Source organism: Pseudomonas sp. GM102, assembly GCF_000282555.1.
Lineage (GTDB): Bacteria > Pseudomonadota > Gammaproteobacteria > Pseudomonadales > Pseudomonadaceae > Aquipseudomonas.
Genome location: NZ_AKJB01000042.1, coordinates 42,115 through 58,075 on the forward strand (window position 1 = coordinate 42,115; position 15,961 = coordinate 58,075).

17 protein-coding genes are annotated in these 15,961 nt (G+C 59.5%); 7 read left to right on the forward strand and 10 right to left on the reverse strand.

Annotation, left to right across the window (positions count from 1 at the left end):
• Positions 1-195: 195 nt before the first annotated feature.
• Positions 196-378, forward strand: coding sequence for a DUF6026 family protein (locus PMI18_RS22300; RefSeq protein WP_007897365.1), 183 nt, complete (start codon positions 196-198; stop codon positions 376-378).
• A 198-nt stretch (positions 379-576) separates the two neighbouring features.
• Positions 577-2,322 carry a phosphoethanolamine transferase CptA gene (locus PMI18_RS22295; RefSeq protein ID WP_007897366.1) on the forward strand — a complete coding sequence of 582 codons (1,746 nt, stop codon included), beginning with the start codon at positions 577-579 and terminating at the stop codon, positions 2,320-2,322.
• A gap of 99 nt (positions 2,323-2,421) precedes the next feature.
• Here PMI18_RS22295 and PMI18_RS22290 read toward each other — a convergent pair whose 3' ends face one another.
• The 7 genes from PMI18_RS22290 to PMI18_RS22260 form a co-directional block, all read right to left on the reverse strand.
• Positions 2,422-2,913: a GNAT family N-acetyltransferase gene (locus PMI18_RS22290; protein WP_007897367.1), complete on the reverse strand. Its 492-nt coding sequence runs from the start codon at positions 2,911-2,913 to the stop codon at positions 2,422-2,424.
• Between the two features lie 116 nt (positions 2,914-3,029).
• Complete coding sequence (locus tag PMI18_RS22285) at positions 3,030-3,611, reverse strand: DinB family protein (RefSeq protein WP_007897368.1); 582 nt, start codon at positions 3,609-3,611, stop codon at positions 3,030-3,032.
• An 18-nt stretch (positions 3,612-3,629) separates the two neighbouring features.
• Positions 3,630-4,748, reverse strand: coding sequence for a cell division protein ZapE (zapE, locus tag PMI18_RS22280; protein WP_007897369.1), 1,119 nt, complete (start codon positions 4,746-4,748; stop codon positions 3,630-3,632).
• A 226-nt stretch (positions 4,749-4,974) separates the two neighbouring features.
• Entirely contained in the window at positions 4,975-5,316 is a 342-nt protein-coding gene (locus PMI18_RS22275; protein ID WP_007897370.1) for a nuclear transport factor 2 family protein, read from the reverse strand.
• Between the two features lie 52 nt (positions 5,317-5,368).
• Entirely contained in the window at positions 5,369-6,085 is a 717-nt protein-coding gene (locus PMI18_RS22270; RefSeq protein WP_007897371.1) for a helix-turn-helix transcriptional regulator, read from the reverse strand.
• A 209-nt stretch (positions 6,086-6,294) separates the two neighbouring features.
• The gene (gene speB / locus PMI18_RS22265) at positions 6,295-7,254 is read right to left on the reverse strand and encodes an agmatinase (RefSeq protein WP_007897372.1); all 960 of its coding nucleotides are present in this window, start codon (positions 7,252-7,254) and stop codon (positions 6,295-6,297) included.
• Positions 7,255-7,275: 21 nt separating this feature from the next.
• Entirely contained in the window at positions 7,276-8,367 is a 1,092-nt protein-coding gene (locus PMI18_RS22260) for a polyamine ABC transporter substrate-binding protein (protein WP_007897374.1), read from the reverse strand.
• Positions 8,368-8,468: 101 nt separating this feature from the next.
• Here PMI18_RS22260 and PMI18_RS22255 point away from each other — a divergent pair, with 101 nt between their 5' ends.
• From PMI18_RS22255 to PMI18_RS22245, 3 genes are all read left to right on the forward strand, one after another.
• Positions 8,469-9,362, forward strand: a complete 894-nt coding sequence (locus PMI18_RS22255) for a LysR family transcriptional regulator (protein ID WP_007897376.1) — start codon at positions 8,469-8,471, stop codon at positions 9,360-9,362.
• 232 nt (positions 9,363-9,594) lie between these two features.
• Positions 9,595-11,070 (forward strand): nucleobase:cation symporter-2 family protein, encoded by a 1,476-nt coding sequence (locus tag PMI18_RS22250; protein WP_007897378.1) that lies wholly within the window; start codon positions 9,595-9,597, stop codon positions 11,068-11,070.
• A 55-nt stretch (positions 11,071-11,125) separates the two neighbouring features.
• Complete coding sequence (locus tag PMI18_RS22245; protein WP_007897380.1) at positions 11,126-11,599, forward strand: LEA type 2 family protein; 474 nt, start codon at positions 11,126-11,128, stop codon at positions 11,597-11,599.
• A gap of 3 nt (positions 11,600-11,602) precedes the next feature.
• Here PMI18_RS22245 and PMI18_RS22240 read toward each other — a convergent pair whose 3' ends face one another.
• Positions 11,603-13,180 (reverse strand): alkaline phosphatase D family protein, encoded by a 1,578-nt coding sequence (locus PMI18_RS22240; protein WP_007897382.1) that lies wholly within the window; start codon positions 13,178-13,180, stop codon positions 11,603-11,605.
• Positions 13,181-13,248: 68 nt separating this feature from the next.
• On the reverse strand, positions 13,249-14,172 hold the full coding sequence (locus tag PMI18_RS22235) for a carbon-nitrogen hydrolase family protein (protein ID WP_007897384.1): 924 nt from the start codon (positions 14,170-14,172) through the stop codon (positions 13,249-13,251).
• 85 nt (positions 14,173-14,257) lie between these two features.
• Here PMI18_RS22235 and PMI18_RS22230 point away from each other — a divergent pair, with 85 nt between their 5' ends.
• A complete protein-coding gene (locus tag PMI18_RS22230; protein WP_007897386.1) occupies positions 14,258-15,172 on the forward strand; it encodes a LysR family transcriptional regulator in 915 nt (304 codons plus the stop codon).
• A 19-nt stretch (positions 15,173-15,191) separates the two neighbouring features.
• On the opposite strand, the gene PMI18_RS22225 is transcribed toward PMI18_RS22230, so the two are convergent.
• Positions 15,192-15,443, reverse strand: a complete 252-nt coding sequence (locus PMI18_RS22225; RefSeq protein WP_007897387.1) for a hypothetical protein — start codon at positions 15,441-15,443, stop codon at positions 15,192-15,194.
• Between the two features lie 165 nt (positions 15,444-15,608).
• Here PMI18_RS22225 and PMI18_RS22220 point away from each other — a divergent pair, with 165 nt between their 5' ends.
• Positions 15,609-15,926: a DUF883 family protein gene (locus PMI18_RS22220; RefSeq protein ID WP_007897388.1), complete on the forward strand. Its 318-nt coding sequence runs from the start codon at positions 15,609-15,611 to the stop codon at positions 15,924-15,926.
• Positions 15,927-15,961 lie beyond the last annotated feature (35 nt).

The window sequence follows — 15,961 nt, forward strand, 5'->3', positions numbered from 1 at the left end:
GCTGGCACATAGTTTCCGGGCATTGTGCCCGATCCAGACTGATAACGCCGGGAATCGTCCCGAAGACACAACGACCATTAAAAATAAAAAAGTTCCCTTCGGGGGCAAAAGAAATCAAAATTGGCGCCGATAGTAAGTCAGCACCCGAAATCGGGAGCGAACTTACAGTTGAGACAGCCATTTGCGAGGTGAGCAATGGGCACCGTACACACAGCACTGCCAGCACAAACCCTTTACGTAACGATCCGTCGCGATGAACTGCGCCAACTCAAAGACGAACGCGACCAGTTGAAGCGGGAAGTCGCGCAATTACGCCTGCTGACCCAAGGCAATCAGACTCAGCCCTTGCCCGTCACCCAACGCGCGCCCCACGCCTGATCCCCTCGTTTGACTCGGAAGCAGCCATCGCTGTTTCCGACTCGATGCAATTCTGCCAGCTCTGGTAACTCACAAAGTTTTCACACCTTCTTGTCGATACTCCGGCTCATTGTGGCCGCTCGGTATCCGCGCGGCGTTCGTTCGTCTGCGACAGGGAGAGTGCCGACGGCCGAAGTAATTATCAGGCTGGAGTGCTGAATGGCTTTGTTTAAACGCAGCAAAACGTCTGCGAAAGGTTTTGATTGGGCAGGATTTCTCTGGTTATTTCTGTTCTTCTGGTATTTTTCCGGCATCACCCAACTGCTGATTCAACTGACAGGCACTTCCGGTTTTACCGGGTTCCGTCAGGCCTTTGTGATGAGCGCCATCTGGCTCGCGCCGATGCTGCTGTTTCCCAAGCAAACACGGGGGATGGCCGCACTGATTGGCGTGGTGCTGTGGGCCTGTTCGATGGCCAGCCTTGGTTATTTCTTCATCTATCAGCAGGAATTTTCCCAGAGCGTCATCTTCATCATGTTCGAATCGAACGTGTCTGAAGCCGGCGAGTACATGACCCAGTATTTTGCCTGGTGGATGGTGGCGGCGTTCATCGCCCATACCGCGTTCGCGTATTTCCTGTGGACTCGCTTGCGTCCGGTGTTCCTGCCACGCGGCCAGGCGTTGGTCGCGGCGACGGCGATTCTGCTGGCCGTGGTCGGTTACCCGCTGATCAAGCAAACCGCGCGCACCGGCAGCCTGGCGGGTGGCTTCGAGAAATTCGAAACCCGCATCGAGCCCGCCGTGCCTTGGCAGATGGCCGTGGCCTATCACCGTTACCTCGATACCCTGGCCGGCATGCAAGACATGCTTCACAGCGCCAGCAAAATTCCACCGCTCAAGAACCTCTCCGATTCGATGGCCAATCAGCCGGCGACCCTGGTGCTGGTGATCGGCGAGTCCACCAATCGTCAGCGCATGAGCCTGTACGGCTACCCTCGGCAAACCACCCCGGAACTGGACAAGCTCAAGGACCAACTGGCGGTTTTCGATAACGTCATAACGCCACGCCCCTATACCATCGAGGCGTTGCAGCAGGTGCTGACGTTCGCCGACGAAGAAAACCCGGACCTGTACCTGTCGACACCATCGCTGGTCAGCATGATGAAACAGGCGGGTTACAAGACTTTCTGGATCACCAACCAGCAGACCATGACCAAGCGCAACACTATGCTCACGACCTTCTCCGAGCAGGCCGACGAGCAGGTGTACCTGAACAACAACCGCAACCAGAACGCCGCCCAGTACGATGGCGACGTGATCGAGCCGTTCAACAAGGCGCTGGCCGATGCGGCACCACGCAAGCTGATCGTCGTGCATTTGCTCGGCACGCACATGAGCTACCAGTACCGTTACCCGCCGACGTTCAACAAGTTCACCGACCGCAAAGGTGTTCCGGATGGCGTGCGTGACGATCAGGTGCCGACATACAACAGCTATGACAACGCGGTGCTGTACAACGACTTCGTGGTGTCGAGCCTGATCAAGGACTACGCCAAGTCTGATCCGAACGGCTTTCTGCTGTATCTCTCCGACCATGGCGAAGACGTCTTCGACTCCGTTGGCCATAAAACCCTGGGCCGCAACGAGAGCAAGCCGACGGCGCCGATGTACACCATTCCGTTCATGGCCTGGGCCTCGCCGAAATGGCGCGAAACCCATGACTGGAGTTTTGCTGGCGACTTGAGTCGGCCGTACAGCAGCTCGCAACTGATTCACACGTGGGCTGATCTGGCCGGCCTGAGTTTCGATGAACTCGACCGCAGCAAAAGCCTGGTCAGCGACAGCTTCAAGCCTCGGCCATTGATGATCGGCAACCCTTATGAGCGTCAGCAGCGGCCGTTGATCGACTTCAGCTTGATGAAGCCCAAGAACGCGCCGGCCACTCCGACAGTCGTTCAGCAGTAATTCTTTTGTAGGAGCCAGGCTTGCCGGCGAAGGCGATCTTAAGTGCGCCTTCGCCGGCAAGCCTGGCTCCTACAAAAAGCGGTTCATTAGGACTGCGAATTAAAGCGCCTTGGTCCAGAACAGCATCCGGCCGTGCGCCGGGTCGAACATGCCTGGTGAGAAACCGAACTTGCCATAAGCCCCCTGAGCCACAGCATTGCCTTCCAATACTTCCAGGGTGATTTTGCAGCAGCCGCGCTGGCGTGCGATGTCTTCGACTTTGTGCAGCATCTTCTGACTCAGCCCCAACCCGCGAAACTTCGACACCACGGCAACATCGTGCACGTTGACCAGCGGCCGGCAGGCGAAGGTCGAAAAACCTTCAAAGCAATTAACCAGCCCTGCCGGCTCACCGCCAACGAACGCCAATACGCTGAAGGCATGGGGACGTTTGGCCAGTTCCCCCGGCAGTTGTTGCAACCTATCGGCCGGTAACGGCTGACCGCCGCCCATCGGGTCTTCGGCGTAGTGGTTCAATACCAGACCAATCGCCTCGGCATGCACCGGGTTGGTGTAGCTGGCCTGAAGCACAAGAATTTCTGCGGATTCCATTTCCACCCTCAATCACACAAGTTGCCCCAGTTCGCCTCTTGCGCACTGAAAGGTCCAGTGACCTTATCGCGAGTACCGGGGTGCCGACAACCGGATCCTGTTGTGAACATTCTCTCTCAAACGCCCCAGATCATTGCCTCGGTCCATCCCAGCTCGGCAAAATCCTCGGCCCTCAACACCGACTCTCCGGCACAGAAAAACTCGTCCAGTTGCGGCGGCGTGACCGAGGTGCCACTGAGCATCGCGTGAACCTGCCCGCGATGATGAATCTGATGCTCGAACAAATGGGACAGCATGCGCAAACGGCTGTCATGTTGCGGGGTCTCACGCGCGATGGTCACGAGCCGCCCGAGGTCTGCGTCGCGCTGTTGCTCGCAGTAGGCGATCAGTCGACGGTCCACCAGGGCTTGCTCGCGCTTGAGATCGGCGCCGTGGGCGAACGGCTCGTCTTCGTTGAAAAACACGTAGCAATCGGGATGCGGTTCGTCACCGCGCAACTCCCGCTCCAGTGCATCCACATAGAACCAGTCACAGGTCAGGATGTGATTCAGGGTTGCGCTGAGGCTGGGAAAGAAACTGACTCGCGGCGCCGCCAGCTCGGCCGGGCTTAGCTGAAGCCAGGCCTTGGCCAGTCGGTGATTGGCCCAGGCGTTCTGATAGGCCATGGTCAGCAAATGGTGAGACAAGGGCTGATTCATGTTCGCTCCTCCCGGATATCAAGCCTCGGCGAAACGTTTTAGCTGCATCTCCTGCAAGCGACTGAGGGTGCGGCGAAACGGAAATTCCAGATAGCCCTCGGTGTACAACGCTTCCATCGGCACCTGCGCTTCGAGGTACAGCGGCACCTTGCGGTCGTAGCATTCGTCCACCAGGGCGATAAACCGGCGCACGCCATCGTCATGCACCGACAACTGCGGCAACTCACGATCCCCCGCCGCCACCCGCTCAACACCGTCTTCAGTGCCGCGGGCGATACGCCCTTCGCGTTTTTGCGCGCTGAGATTGGGCACGTCACTCAACACAATAGCGCTGAAGGTATCGCACAGGGCCATGAAGTCCATGGCCGCAAACGGCTGCTCGCAGAGCTCGGTGTAACGGCACCAGAGCACGGTTTGACTGGCCTGCATGACATTGACCGAACGGTAGCCGATCTTGACCGGATCGCTGGACAGCGACTGGCCGACGGTCAAGGCGTTGAACACCTCGCTCAATGCGCCGGGCTGACCCGGTACATTCACCCAGTAACGCTGCAGACCGGCGCCAGGATGCAGGCGATGATCTTCCCCGCCATCCACCGCAATCACTTGCATGTGTTGCTTGATCGCAGCAATAGCCGGCACAAACCGATCACGGTTGAAGCCATCCGCGTACAGCTGATCCGGCGGCTGATTGGAGGTGCAGACCACCACCACGCCCTGCTCGAACATCACCTGAAACAAACGCCCGAGAATGATCGCGTCACCGATGTCGTTGACGAACAATTCATCGAAACACAGCACCCGCACTTCCTGGCTCAGCTCGCGGGCCAGCGCTTTCAACGGGTCGACGGTGCCGGTCAATTGAAAAGAGCGCTGGTGCACCCAGCCCATGAAGTGATGAAAGTGCTGACGCCGGGCCGGGACGCGCAGGTGTTGGTAGAACTGATCCATCAACCAGGTCTTGCCCCGCCCGACCGGGCCCCAGAGGTACACGCCGGTGACGGGCGTGCGGTTTTCATGCAAGGCTTCGTGGCATTTTTGCAGCGCCCACACGGCATGTTCCTGAGCTTCGTCCTGGACGAAGCCCTTCTGGTCGATGGCGTGTTGCCAGGCGCGTAACGGAGAGTCGACATTCATGCGCGGCAGTATAGGTAAAACGCAATTCATGTGGGAGCGGGCTTTTTGTGGCGAGGGGGCTTGCCCCCGTTGGGGTGCGAAGCGCCCCCGGCATTTCAAAGTTAAACCGCATGTAAAGGATTTACGGCTGCTTCGCAGCCGAACGGGGGCAAGCCCCCTCGCCACAACAAGCCATCTCACCACATAAGCTCGCCCCCACAGGTTAAGCAGCGCGACATAGCCCGGGTTACAGCGAGATGTCCAGCCGGGCAATCTTGCCTTGTTCATTGAGGCGGAACATGTAGCGCAGTTCCAGCGGGCTGCCAGGGAACGTGCCGGAGATCAGGTTGTGCACCAGCACTTTGCCGGTGCGCAGTTGAACGTCGAGCACCTCGACCCGAGGCTGATAACGTTGTGCGGTGTCTTGCATCCATTGGGCGATGGCTTGTGTGCCGACTTGATGCTGCCCCTCATCGAACACGTTGGCATCCTCAGCGAAAAAACTGGCAACCCTCGACGTGTCGCGAGCATTGGCAGCGGCAATGTAGGCGGCGATGGCGGGGGCCAGTGAAGAGGCTGGATTGGACATGTTTATGGCTCCTTGTGAGTTGATTCTGGAGCCATGCTAAAACAAGCCTGTGTCAATTCTTGTCAGGAGTGAAACGCCCTGCTTCGTCCAGTTGCATCTGCTTGCGCCAGGTGCGCAACAGGTCGCTGCGCCGCCCCGGATAGCGTTCACCCTGCTCGCTGGCGGCTGAAATCCGGTCGGTGCGAAAGGTGCGATAGGCACTGCGCAATTCACACCAGGCGACGATGATCCGCACCTCGTTGAGAAAACCCAGGGCCAGTGGCCAGATCAGCCGCTGACTGGGCACCTGATTGGCGTCCGCGTAGTCGATGTGCAGCTTGGCCTGATCGCGGATGGCTTGGCGAAACACGTTCAACGGCACGGCATTTTGCGGATAGCCATAACCCGGCGGACCCGGTAGCACCGTCGGGTTGCGCAAGGCCTCCTGGGCGGCGGGGTCGAGTACCGCAGCGATTTTTGCCAGGGCATCGGCTGCGGCTTTGCCCAACACCTCATCGCCACGCTGATCCACGTAGCGCAAGCCGAGCACGATGGCTTCGGTCTCATCGGCATTGAGCATCAAGGGCGGCAGAAACAGGCCGCTGCGCAATACGTAGCCGATCCCCGCCTCGCCAAAGATCGGCGCGCCGAGCGCGGTGAGTTCTGCGATGTCGCGGTACAGCGTGCGTTCGGAAATCTCCAGTTCGCTGGCCAATGTCGCAGCAGTCACCGGACGACTTTTGCCCCGCAGCACTTGTAACAACGTCAGTAAACGGCTGGTTCGCGACACGGTCGGCAGGCTCTTTCCTGAAAAGTCGTCGGAGCTTAGCAGGGGCTGCTGTCAGAAACTGGCAGTAGTGATAAGCCGGCCTGAAAAGCTTCGCGGGCAAGCCTCGCTCCTACAGGTTTTGTGTCGAGCCCAAATCACGCGGCAATCGCTGTACCTGTAGGAGCGAGGCTTGCCCGCGAAGGCGCCATACCAGACACCACAAATCAGAACTACCGATCGACCTTATGCCTGGCCGCGTACAAACACAGCATCTCCATGGCCAATGTCGCCGCTGCCAGTGAGGTAATGTCCGCGCTGTCGTAGGCCGGCGCCACTTCCACCACGTCCATTCCCACCAGGTTGATCCCGCGCAAGCCGCCGAGAATCTCCAGCGCCTGCACCGTGCTCAAACCGCCGCACACCGGCGTTCCGGTGCCCGGCGCGAAGGCCGGGTCGAGGCAGTCGATGTCGAAGGTCAGGTACACCGGGTGCTCACCGACCCGGGCACGAATCGCCTCGACGATCGCCTCGCACCCTTGCCGATGCACCTGCCGCGCATCCAGTACCTGAAAGCCCTGATGATCGTCATTGGTGGTGCGCAACCCGATCTGCACCGAGCGCGACGGATCCACCAACCCTTCTTTGGCCGCATGCCAGAACATCGTACCGTGATCGACGCGCTTGCCCTCCTCATCCGGCCAGGTGTCGCTGTGGGCGTCGAAGTGAATCAATGACAATGGGCCATGCTGACGGGCATGGGCCTTGAGCAGCGGATAACTGATGAAGTGATCGCCGCCAAATGTCAGCATCGCGCAACCGCCGCTCAGGATGTGCTCGGCGTGGGTTTCGATGCTTTCCGGCACCGACTGCGGTGTGCCGTAATCGAAGGCGCAATCGCCATAGTCGATCACCGCCAAGTGATCGAACGGATCGAACGTCCACGGCCAATGGCGTTCCCAGGCGATCCCGGTGGACGCCGCCCGAATGCCGCGCGGGCCGAAACGCGCGCCGGGGCGGTTGCTGGTGGCGGTGTCGAACGGCACGCCGCTGACCACCACGTCGACGCCACACAAGTCGCGGCTGTAGCGGCGGCGCATGAAACTGGTGATACCGGCGTAGGTGCTTTCGGCGGCGGTCCCGTAAAGACTGTCGCGGGTCATGGCCTGATCGTTCTGTGCAGGGACGTCCATGGTGTGTTCCTTATTGTTGGCTTATTGGCGGCTACGAAAAGTGGTCCACAAGCGGGTGCGCTGACGCATGTCCTTGAGGCTCATGCTGCGGTCGGCGTACAGCCGCTCACGCACCTCGCTCTGCGGGTAGATGTCGGGATCACTGCGCACCGCCTCATCCACCAATGGCGTCGCCGCCCGATTGGCCGTGGCGAAGAACAGCGTATTGGTCAGCGCGGCGACGGATTCGGGGCGCAACATGAACTCGATGAAGGCCCGGGCGGCTTCGGGGTGCGGCGCGTCCTTGGGAATCGCCAGGTTGTCCTGCCACACCAGCGTGCCCTCTCGCGGAATGCGGTAGGCCACCTCGAACGGCTTGTTGGCCTTGCGCGCCTGATCGGCGGCCATGCTCGCGTCACCGTTGTAGGTCAATGCCAGGCAGACGCTGCCATTGGCCAGATCGTTGATCTGCCGCCCGGTGGCGACGTACAGCACCGACGGCTGTAACTGACGCAACAGTGCATCGGCGGCTGTCAGATCAGCCTTGTCGGTGCTGTAGGGATCTTTACCCAAATAGTGCAGCGCCAGGCCAATCACCTCTTGGGGCGAATCGAGAATGGCGATGCCGCAGTCTTTGAGCTTGCTGGCGTATTCGGGTTTGAACAACAGGTCGAGGCTGTTGAGCGGTACGTTGGGCAAACGTTGTTTCACCGCTTCGACATTCATCCCAAGCCCGAGCGTGCCCCAGGTGTAAGGCACGCCATACCGATTACCAGGGTCGACCGCCGCCAGTTTTTCCAGCATGTCCGGGTCGAGGTTGGCGTAACCCTTGAGGCCATCGTGAGGAATTTCCCTCAGCGCGCCCGCCGCCAGCCCACGCGCCAGCACACTGGACGACGGCACCACCACGTCATAACCGCTGCCGCCGGTGAGCAGTTTGGTTTCCAGCACTTCCGGTGCATCGAACGTGTCGTAGCGCACGTGGATGCCGGTTTCCTTTTCGAACCGTTGCAAGGTCTCGGGCGCGACGTAATCGGCCCAACTGTAGAGATTGAGGACTTTTTCCTCTGCCTGGGCCGGCACGGCCATGGCGAGGAACAGCGCGGGTAAACACAGCTTGAAGAGCGGAGCCATGACGAACACCTGACCGGAGGAAGTGGTTGCAGGATGCGTCGTCGGTTACATTGGAAAAATACCAAGTTAATTATCCTGACTTTATTGCGGAGTAATGTTTGATGCTCGGTCAACTTCATGACCTGGACCTGCAGCTGCTGCGCCTGTTCGTCAGCGTGGTGGAATGCGGTGGTTTCAGCGCGGCTCAGGGTGAGCTGGGGTTGAGCCAGTCAAGCATCAGCCAGCAGATGGCCAGGCTCGAAACCCGGCTTGGTTATCGGCTGTGCAGTCGCGGCAAGGGCGGGTTCAAAATCACCCCCAAGGGCGAGCAACTGCTCCTGGCCATTCGCGCCTTGTTCGAGTCGATCGAAGCGTTCCGACATCAATCCAATGGCGTGGCCGGACGCTTGATCGGCGAAGTGCGCCTGGGTTTGTCCGAAGCGCTTGATCAATCGGTGCTGCAACGGGTTGCCGAGGCGATCCGGCGCTTTCGCGAACGGGACGAGTCGGTGCGTATCGAGTTGATCAGCGCCATGCCCGGCGAAATGGAGCGGCTGTTGCTGCAACAACGGCTGGACCTGGCGATCGGCTATTTCTCGCAGGCGCAAAGCGCTTTTGACTACCGCGAACTGTTCACGGAAACCCAGCACCTGTATTGCGCCCCCGGGCATCCGCTGTTCACCGATGAGGCGCCTGACGATCAAGCGCTTCAGGCCTGCGACCGGGTCGATCACCCTTACCGTTTCCTGCGCAGCGACGAACCGTTTCAGGGAAAGATGTGTTCGGCGCGTTCCGAACAGGTCGAAGGCACCCTCGCCTTCATTCTTTCCGGCAAGCACGTTGGCTACCTGCCCGATCACTTCGCCCGCAGCTGGGAAGACAAAGGGTTGCTGCGCGCCGTGCGCCAGGGCGACATGAGTTTTGAGGTGGCGTTCCATCTGGCCCGCCATCGCGCACAGGTGCCGGGGGATGCGCAAAAAGCCTTTGAAGAGGACTTGCTTGCGGCGTTTGCCTAAATAACAGGGGCTTGCCCCGTAGGAGCGAGGCTTGCCCGCGAAGAACGATGACGCGTAGTACCTGAAAAACCGCGGCGCATTCTTCGCGGGCAAGCCTCGCTCCTACAGAATTTTCATTGCGGAGCTGCCGTAGGTTGCGATCTTTTGACCTTGCTTTTGCCGTGGCCAGACCGTTCTGGCATCCTGCGCCTCCATTTTCTGACCCGGCCCGCCTTTCGGCACGCAAATCACCATGACCGCCTCTGAAAAAACCGCCTCCCCACGCAACAACGACCTCATTTACGGCCTCGACGATCGCCCCCACCTGACCGCCACGGTCTTCGCCGCCCTGCAACACGTACTGGCGAGTTTCGTCGGCATTATCACGCCGACGCTGATCATGGGCAGCGCCCTTGGCTTGCAAAGTGAAGTGCCTTATCTGATCAGCATGGCGCTGTTCGTTTCGGGGCTGGGCACGTTTGTGCAGGCGCGGCGGTTCGGCCCGGTCGGCTCCGGTTTGCTGTGCTTGCAAGGCACCAGTTTCTCTTTTATCAGCGTGATTCTCAGCGCCGGGTTCATGGTCAAGGCGCGCGGCGGTGGCACCGATGAAATCCTCTCGACGATTTTCGGCGTGTGCTTTTTCGCCGCGTTCATCGAAGTGGTGCTAAGCCAGTTCATCGGCAAGTTGCGGATGCTGATCACCCCGGTGGTGACCGGCACCATCATTACCCTCATGGGCCTGTCGCTGATCAAGGTCGCCATGACCGACATTGCCGGCGGTTTCGGTGCGACAGATCTCGGTGCGGCCAGCCATCTGGCGCTGGCGGCACTGGTGCTGGGGACCATCGTGGTGTTGAACCGGGTGGATGTGCCGTTCCTGCGCCTGGGCGCGATCGTCATCGGCCTGGCCCTCGGTTATGCCGTCGCGTGGTTCATGGGCCAGGTCGATTTCACCAGCCTGCCCGCCGTGCCGCTGATGAGTGTGCCCGTACCGTTCAAATATGGCTTCTCATTCGACTGGGTGGCGTTTGTGCCGGTGGCGGTGATTTTCCTGGTATCGCCCCTGGAGGCTGCCGGTGACCTGACCGCCAATTCGATGATTTCCCGGCAACCGGTCAAAGGCCCCATTTATATCCGCCGGATCAAATCCGGGTTGCTGGCCGACGGTCTCAATTCGGCGATGGCTGCGGTGTTCAACAGCATGCCGATGGTGACCTTTGCGCAGAACAACGGGGTGATCCAGCTCACCGGCGTGGCCAGCCGTTATGTGGCGTTTTTCATCGCGGGCCTGTTGGTGGTGCTGGGGTTGTTCCCGATGATCGGCGCGGTGCTGCAATTGATGCCGAAACCGGTGCTCGGCGGCGCCGAACTGGTGATGTTCGGCACCGTGGCAGTGGCCGGGATCAAGATTCTCGCCGAGGCCGGCCTGCATCGGCGCAACATGCTGATTGTGGCTATTTCCCTCGGTATGGGCCTGGGCGTTGCGGCGGTGCCTGAAGTGTTGCGCGAGTTGCCGAAGGCGTTGCACAACATCTTCGAATCACCGATCACCGTGGGTGCGTTGTGCGCTATCGTGCTGAATATCTTCCTGCCCGAAGAATTCATCGAGCTGGAAGAAGACGAGTTCGACCCGGAAGCCTCGGTGCTTCAGGTGATGCAGAACCCGGATGTTGCGGCCAAGGGTGAACCCGTTTCACCTGCGGCTGTCGCACAGTTAGACCGTGCGTAATGCTCAAGAGCCGAGCCACGAGCGGCTCGGCCTTTTTCTTTACGAGAACCTGTCCATGCGCAGATTGTTTGCCCTGTCTCTGTCCCTCCTGCTGCTCTCCCTGAGCGCCTGCGCCCTGTTCCCCCAACACGACCCGCTGAACATCAACGTGGTCGGTATCGAGCCGCTGCCAAGCCAGGAACTGGAAGTGCGTTTTGCGGTAAAACTGCGCGTGCAAAACCCCAATGAAACGGCGATCGCCTACAACGGCGTAGCCCTGGATCTGGAGGTGAACGGTCAATCCCTCGCCTCCGGTGTCAGCGACCAGTCGGGCTCGATCCCACGGTTTTCCGAGGCGGTTATCGTGGTGCCGGTGAGCGTTTCGGCTTTCTCGGTGCTGCGTCAGACCCTCGGGCTGGGTCAGACGCAGACACTGAACAATCTGCCTTACGTGCTTCGGGGCAAACTGGCTGGCGGCGTGTTCGGCACGATGCGTTTCCTTGATCGCGGAAAACTCCGCCTGCCGGGGCCGACTACCGACACGTGGTAATGCTCACGACTTGGCTCGCGGCTTAACTGGATCGATCACCTGGGTCACACAATGTTTGAGGCCTTCTACGTGCCAATTGGCCCACAGCCGACTTTTGCCGGTGCTGTCTTCATCCGGCTCTATCGCCAGCCAGTTTCGAGCAGCGATCAGGTAACGTCCCCGTGCACCGATGGGCAACATGGTTCCAGTGATGGCGTAGTCGATCTGTTCCTGGTGCTTGCCAATGGACTCCAGAAACTGCACCGCCAACACCGGCGGTGAAGGATGCACGACCCCGGTCGAAATCAATTGGTAGATCAATCCCGAACCATCATTGCGATGCCGGGACAACGTCGATTCGATCACGCAGGCCCCCGCCACATGAACATCACCGGACACCAGCGTGACCTTGCATGACTCGGCATGAGCGAAATCCAGCAATCGCATGATCAACCGCTTGCGTTCGTCTCGATGGGGCAGGCTTCGCCAATGGTCGCGCAAATCGTCCTCGAGTTCCTGTTGCCCCGAAATCAGGTCCAGTGCCTTTTCGGCCGCCTGCAAATCAAGGTAACCCACGGGAATACTCGACATCAGCAGCAAGTGCTTATGCCCCTTGACCTTACCCAGCCAGGCATAAATCGCATCCCAACTGACGGGCGAAATGATCCGGGTTTGCCGAGTCGGCGCAGTCGTCAAATCCGGCGCACGTTCACTGCGCAAGTCGGGAACCAGCAATGCCAATTCGCCCAGGCCGGTAAACCCCAGGTGAAAGCCGTCAGCGGTATCGGGAATCGCACAGGGATGAGTATCAGCGGACGGTTTAAGGTGAGGATGAGTCTGGATCAGTTGCTGCTGGAAAATCCTGAAATAGCGTTTGGCCGTGGCAAACAGCCCCTGGAACACCGGGCTTGAATGCAATATCTCATCGTAGGAACCCCAGCCATCGATGATGTCATGGTCATCCCACATCATCACCGTCGGCACGGCGCTGAGCAGCTTCGCGACCTCAGGCTGTTTCCAGTGCTCCAAGTAGAGTCTGGTGAAAAATTTGTCCAGATCGGCTTCGATCACCTTGCTGTAGACCGCCTTTCGACGGTCGGCGAAGGGTTTGGCAAACCATGTTTTCATCGACGACACATTGCTGCGCATATCGTCGCTATAAACCTGATCGCCCCCCATCAACAACAGGTGATAGGGCTTGCTTTGATGAGCCCCCCACATGTGTTCCCAGCGCTCGTTGTTGCGGTCCACCTTCTCCATGTCCTTGGGGTCCGAAAAGCCATTGCACGACACATAGGCCATGCGCGGCGACTGGCCCTCGGCCGGAACGACGAAGTTGGCCTGCGCGCCCTCGATCTTGATCGTGTAAGTGCGGGCAACAGCCTGGTCTTGCAGCGCCTTTAAATCGATGCGCCAGACGCGGTACTGAGGATTGAGCAACGGAATATCGGCGGTGGCCAACGGTTTGCCGGCAGTGACACCGCCGGGTACTTTTACGCTGGGTGATGACCCGCCCAAGGGTAAAACCACGAGGGCAGACACGTTATAGACATTACTGTTGATGCCACGAAACTGCAGAATCGGGCCGAGTAACAAACTCATGGACAGTCCATCCGTTGACAGGGGTGTGAACGCCTGGAGACTAGACGACAATCACACCCCCCGACGGATTATGCGTTGAACCGCACGCCCGGTTTGGCCCGCTCATCCACCGTCAACTCAAACACGTCCGGGCGCGCGTAGTGCCCGACCACGTCGTAGTCGTAACGGGCGCGGATCAGGTCGTCGGTGTCGATTTCGGCGCTGAGCAAACCCGCCTCGTCACGCAGTGGCCCGGCGAGAATGTCGCCCATGGGCCCGACAATCACGCTGCCACCGGAGATCAACGGGCGCTCCGCCGGCCAGTTGGCGACTTTCACGCCCAAGGCTTGCGGTGAGGCCTGGACCTGACAGGCGCTGACGACAAAGCAGCGTCCTTCATGGGCGATGTGGCGCATGCTGACCTGCCACATTTCCCGCTCGTCCACCGTCGGCGCGCACCAGACCTCCACTCCTTTGGCGTACATCGCGGTGCGCAGCAACGGCATCATGTTTTCCCAGCACACCACAGCGCCGATTCGCCCGACCTGGCTGTCGATCACCGGCAAGGTCGAGCCATCGCCCTTGCCCCAGATCAGTCGCTCGGTGCCGGTGGGCATCAGCTTGCGGTGCTTGGCGACCAGCCCGGCCTGCGGATCGAAATACAGCGCGGTGCAGTACAAGGTGCTGCCCGCGCGTTCGATTACGCCGATCACCAGGTTGGCCCCGGTGCGTGAGGACAATCCGGCCAAGGCTTCAGTCTCGACACCGGGCACATCGATGGCGTTGTCGAAATACCGTGCAAACGCTTCACGACCTTCTGGCAGTCGATAACCGAGTTGCGTACCGAAGCCCTCGCCTTTGGGGTAACCGCCGAGTAACGCCTCCGGCATGACCACCAGTGCGGCGCCGGATTCGATAATGGCGGTTTCCCAGGAGAGGATTTGATCGAGGGTATCGGCCTTGCCGCCGGGCAAGGCGCCAATTTGCAGGGCAGCAACGATGGACTTGGGCATCGCGGTGACTCCGTCAGTAATGAGGTGTTGCTCATTCTCCGGCGTCACAGGATCATGAATAAAGCCCGACTCACTGCTGAATGATATGAACCAGATGAATATCGCCACCATTGATCTCAACCTGCTCAAAGTCTTCGAAGCCCTGCACGAGGAATCCAGCGCCAGCCGTGCCGCGTTGCGTCTGGGCGTGACGCAATCGGCCGTCAGCGCAGCACTGCGTCGATTGCGAGAGGTGTATGGCGATCAGTTGTTCGTGCGCACGGGTCGAGGCCTTGCGCCGACGCTCAAGGCCAACCAGTTAAAACCGGTGGTCAGCGATGCACTGAACAAATGCCGCCAGAGTTTGGCGATGGTCGATCCGGCGGCGAATCATTACGACGGACGTTCGGTGACGGTGGGTTTGTCAGATGATTTCGAAATCGCCTACGGCCGGCGATTGATTGAAGAGATCGCTCGCTGCGCGCCGAAACTGCGGCTGATCTTTCGCCAGACCCATAGCCAGATCGTCGCTCGGGCCTTGATGGAACGCAGCATCGATCTGGCAATCACGGCAGGCGGATTTGCCGAGCGCTTGCTCAGTCGTCAGGTGCTGGGTGAAGGCGATTATCTGTGCCTGGTGGATCCCCTCAGTCTGGCCGAGGGGCAGCAGACTCTCAGCCTTGAGGCGTTCGTCGCCCGCGAGCACATTCTGGTGTCATCGGGCGGTTTTATCGGGATTACCGATGAAGGCCTGGCGGCGTTGGGGCTGAGTCGGCGGGTATGCGCCTCGACCACGCACTTTGCTGCGTTGCCGTATCTGCTCAAGGGCAGCCAGGCGGTGGCAACCATCCCCGCCCATGCGGCTCGAAGTATCGCCGCGCTTGGCGGACTGGCGCTGCTGCCCTGCCCTTTGACGCTACCGCGCTATCCGATCGAGCTGGGCTGGCGAACCAGTACGCAGCTCGATCCGGTGGTGCTGAAAGTGCGCGAGGCGATTATCGCGACCTTTTCCCAAACGTAAGGGAATGGTGTCTGGACGTTTATTTAGCGGCCATCAGACGATTGACTTCACTGCGCACCATGTTCGCGAATTCCGGCGGCGACATGCCGTCGAGTTCGGCGCGGACCCACTCGGCCCATTTACCTTTGCGCTTGGCCCGCTCACCGAACAACCGTGCGGCTTCGCCCTTGGATTTACCCAGGTTGTTTTGCCAGAGTTCGAACAGACGGGATTTTTCATCTTCAAGCGCCGCGCGCTCGGCAAGGGGTTTGTCGGCCAGATTGAAGCTCATGGGGATTACCTGCTGCGTAAAATAGGCGACATCTTACACTGTAGGAGGAAATGTCCTGCCCTGGATTTTTCTTCAGGGTGGAGTCGCCACGCAAAATTGCTGCAACTTTTGCTACGGCGCCAGACTCCATTGTTCACTGTCCATTCACCTGCAAGGAGTACTCTAATGGCCCGAAAAATCATCGATCAAATCGCCGAGGATCAAATCAAGGATCAGGTCTTCAGCGAACTTCAGGCCCTGATCGAAGAGTCGGAAAAACTGCTGAAAAGCAGTGCTTCACTGGTCGGTGAGGAGGCGGACACCCTTCGTGGGCAAATCGCCCAGAAGCTCCAGCAGGCCCGGAGTTCAGTTTCCAGCGTTCGTGACCGGACCAAACCCGCAGTCGACGCCACCGAAATCTACATCGGCGGTCACCCATGGCAAACCGTGGCTATCTCCGCCGGATTCGGTTTGGTGGTCGGATTGTTGTTAGGCCGGCGTTAATTGGGAAACACTGAACCTGTAGGAGCCAGGCTTGC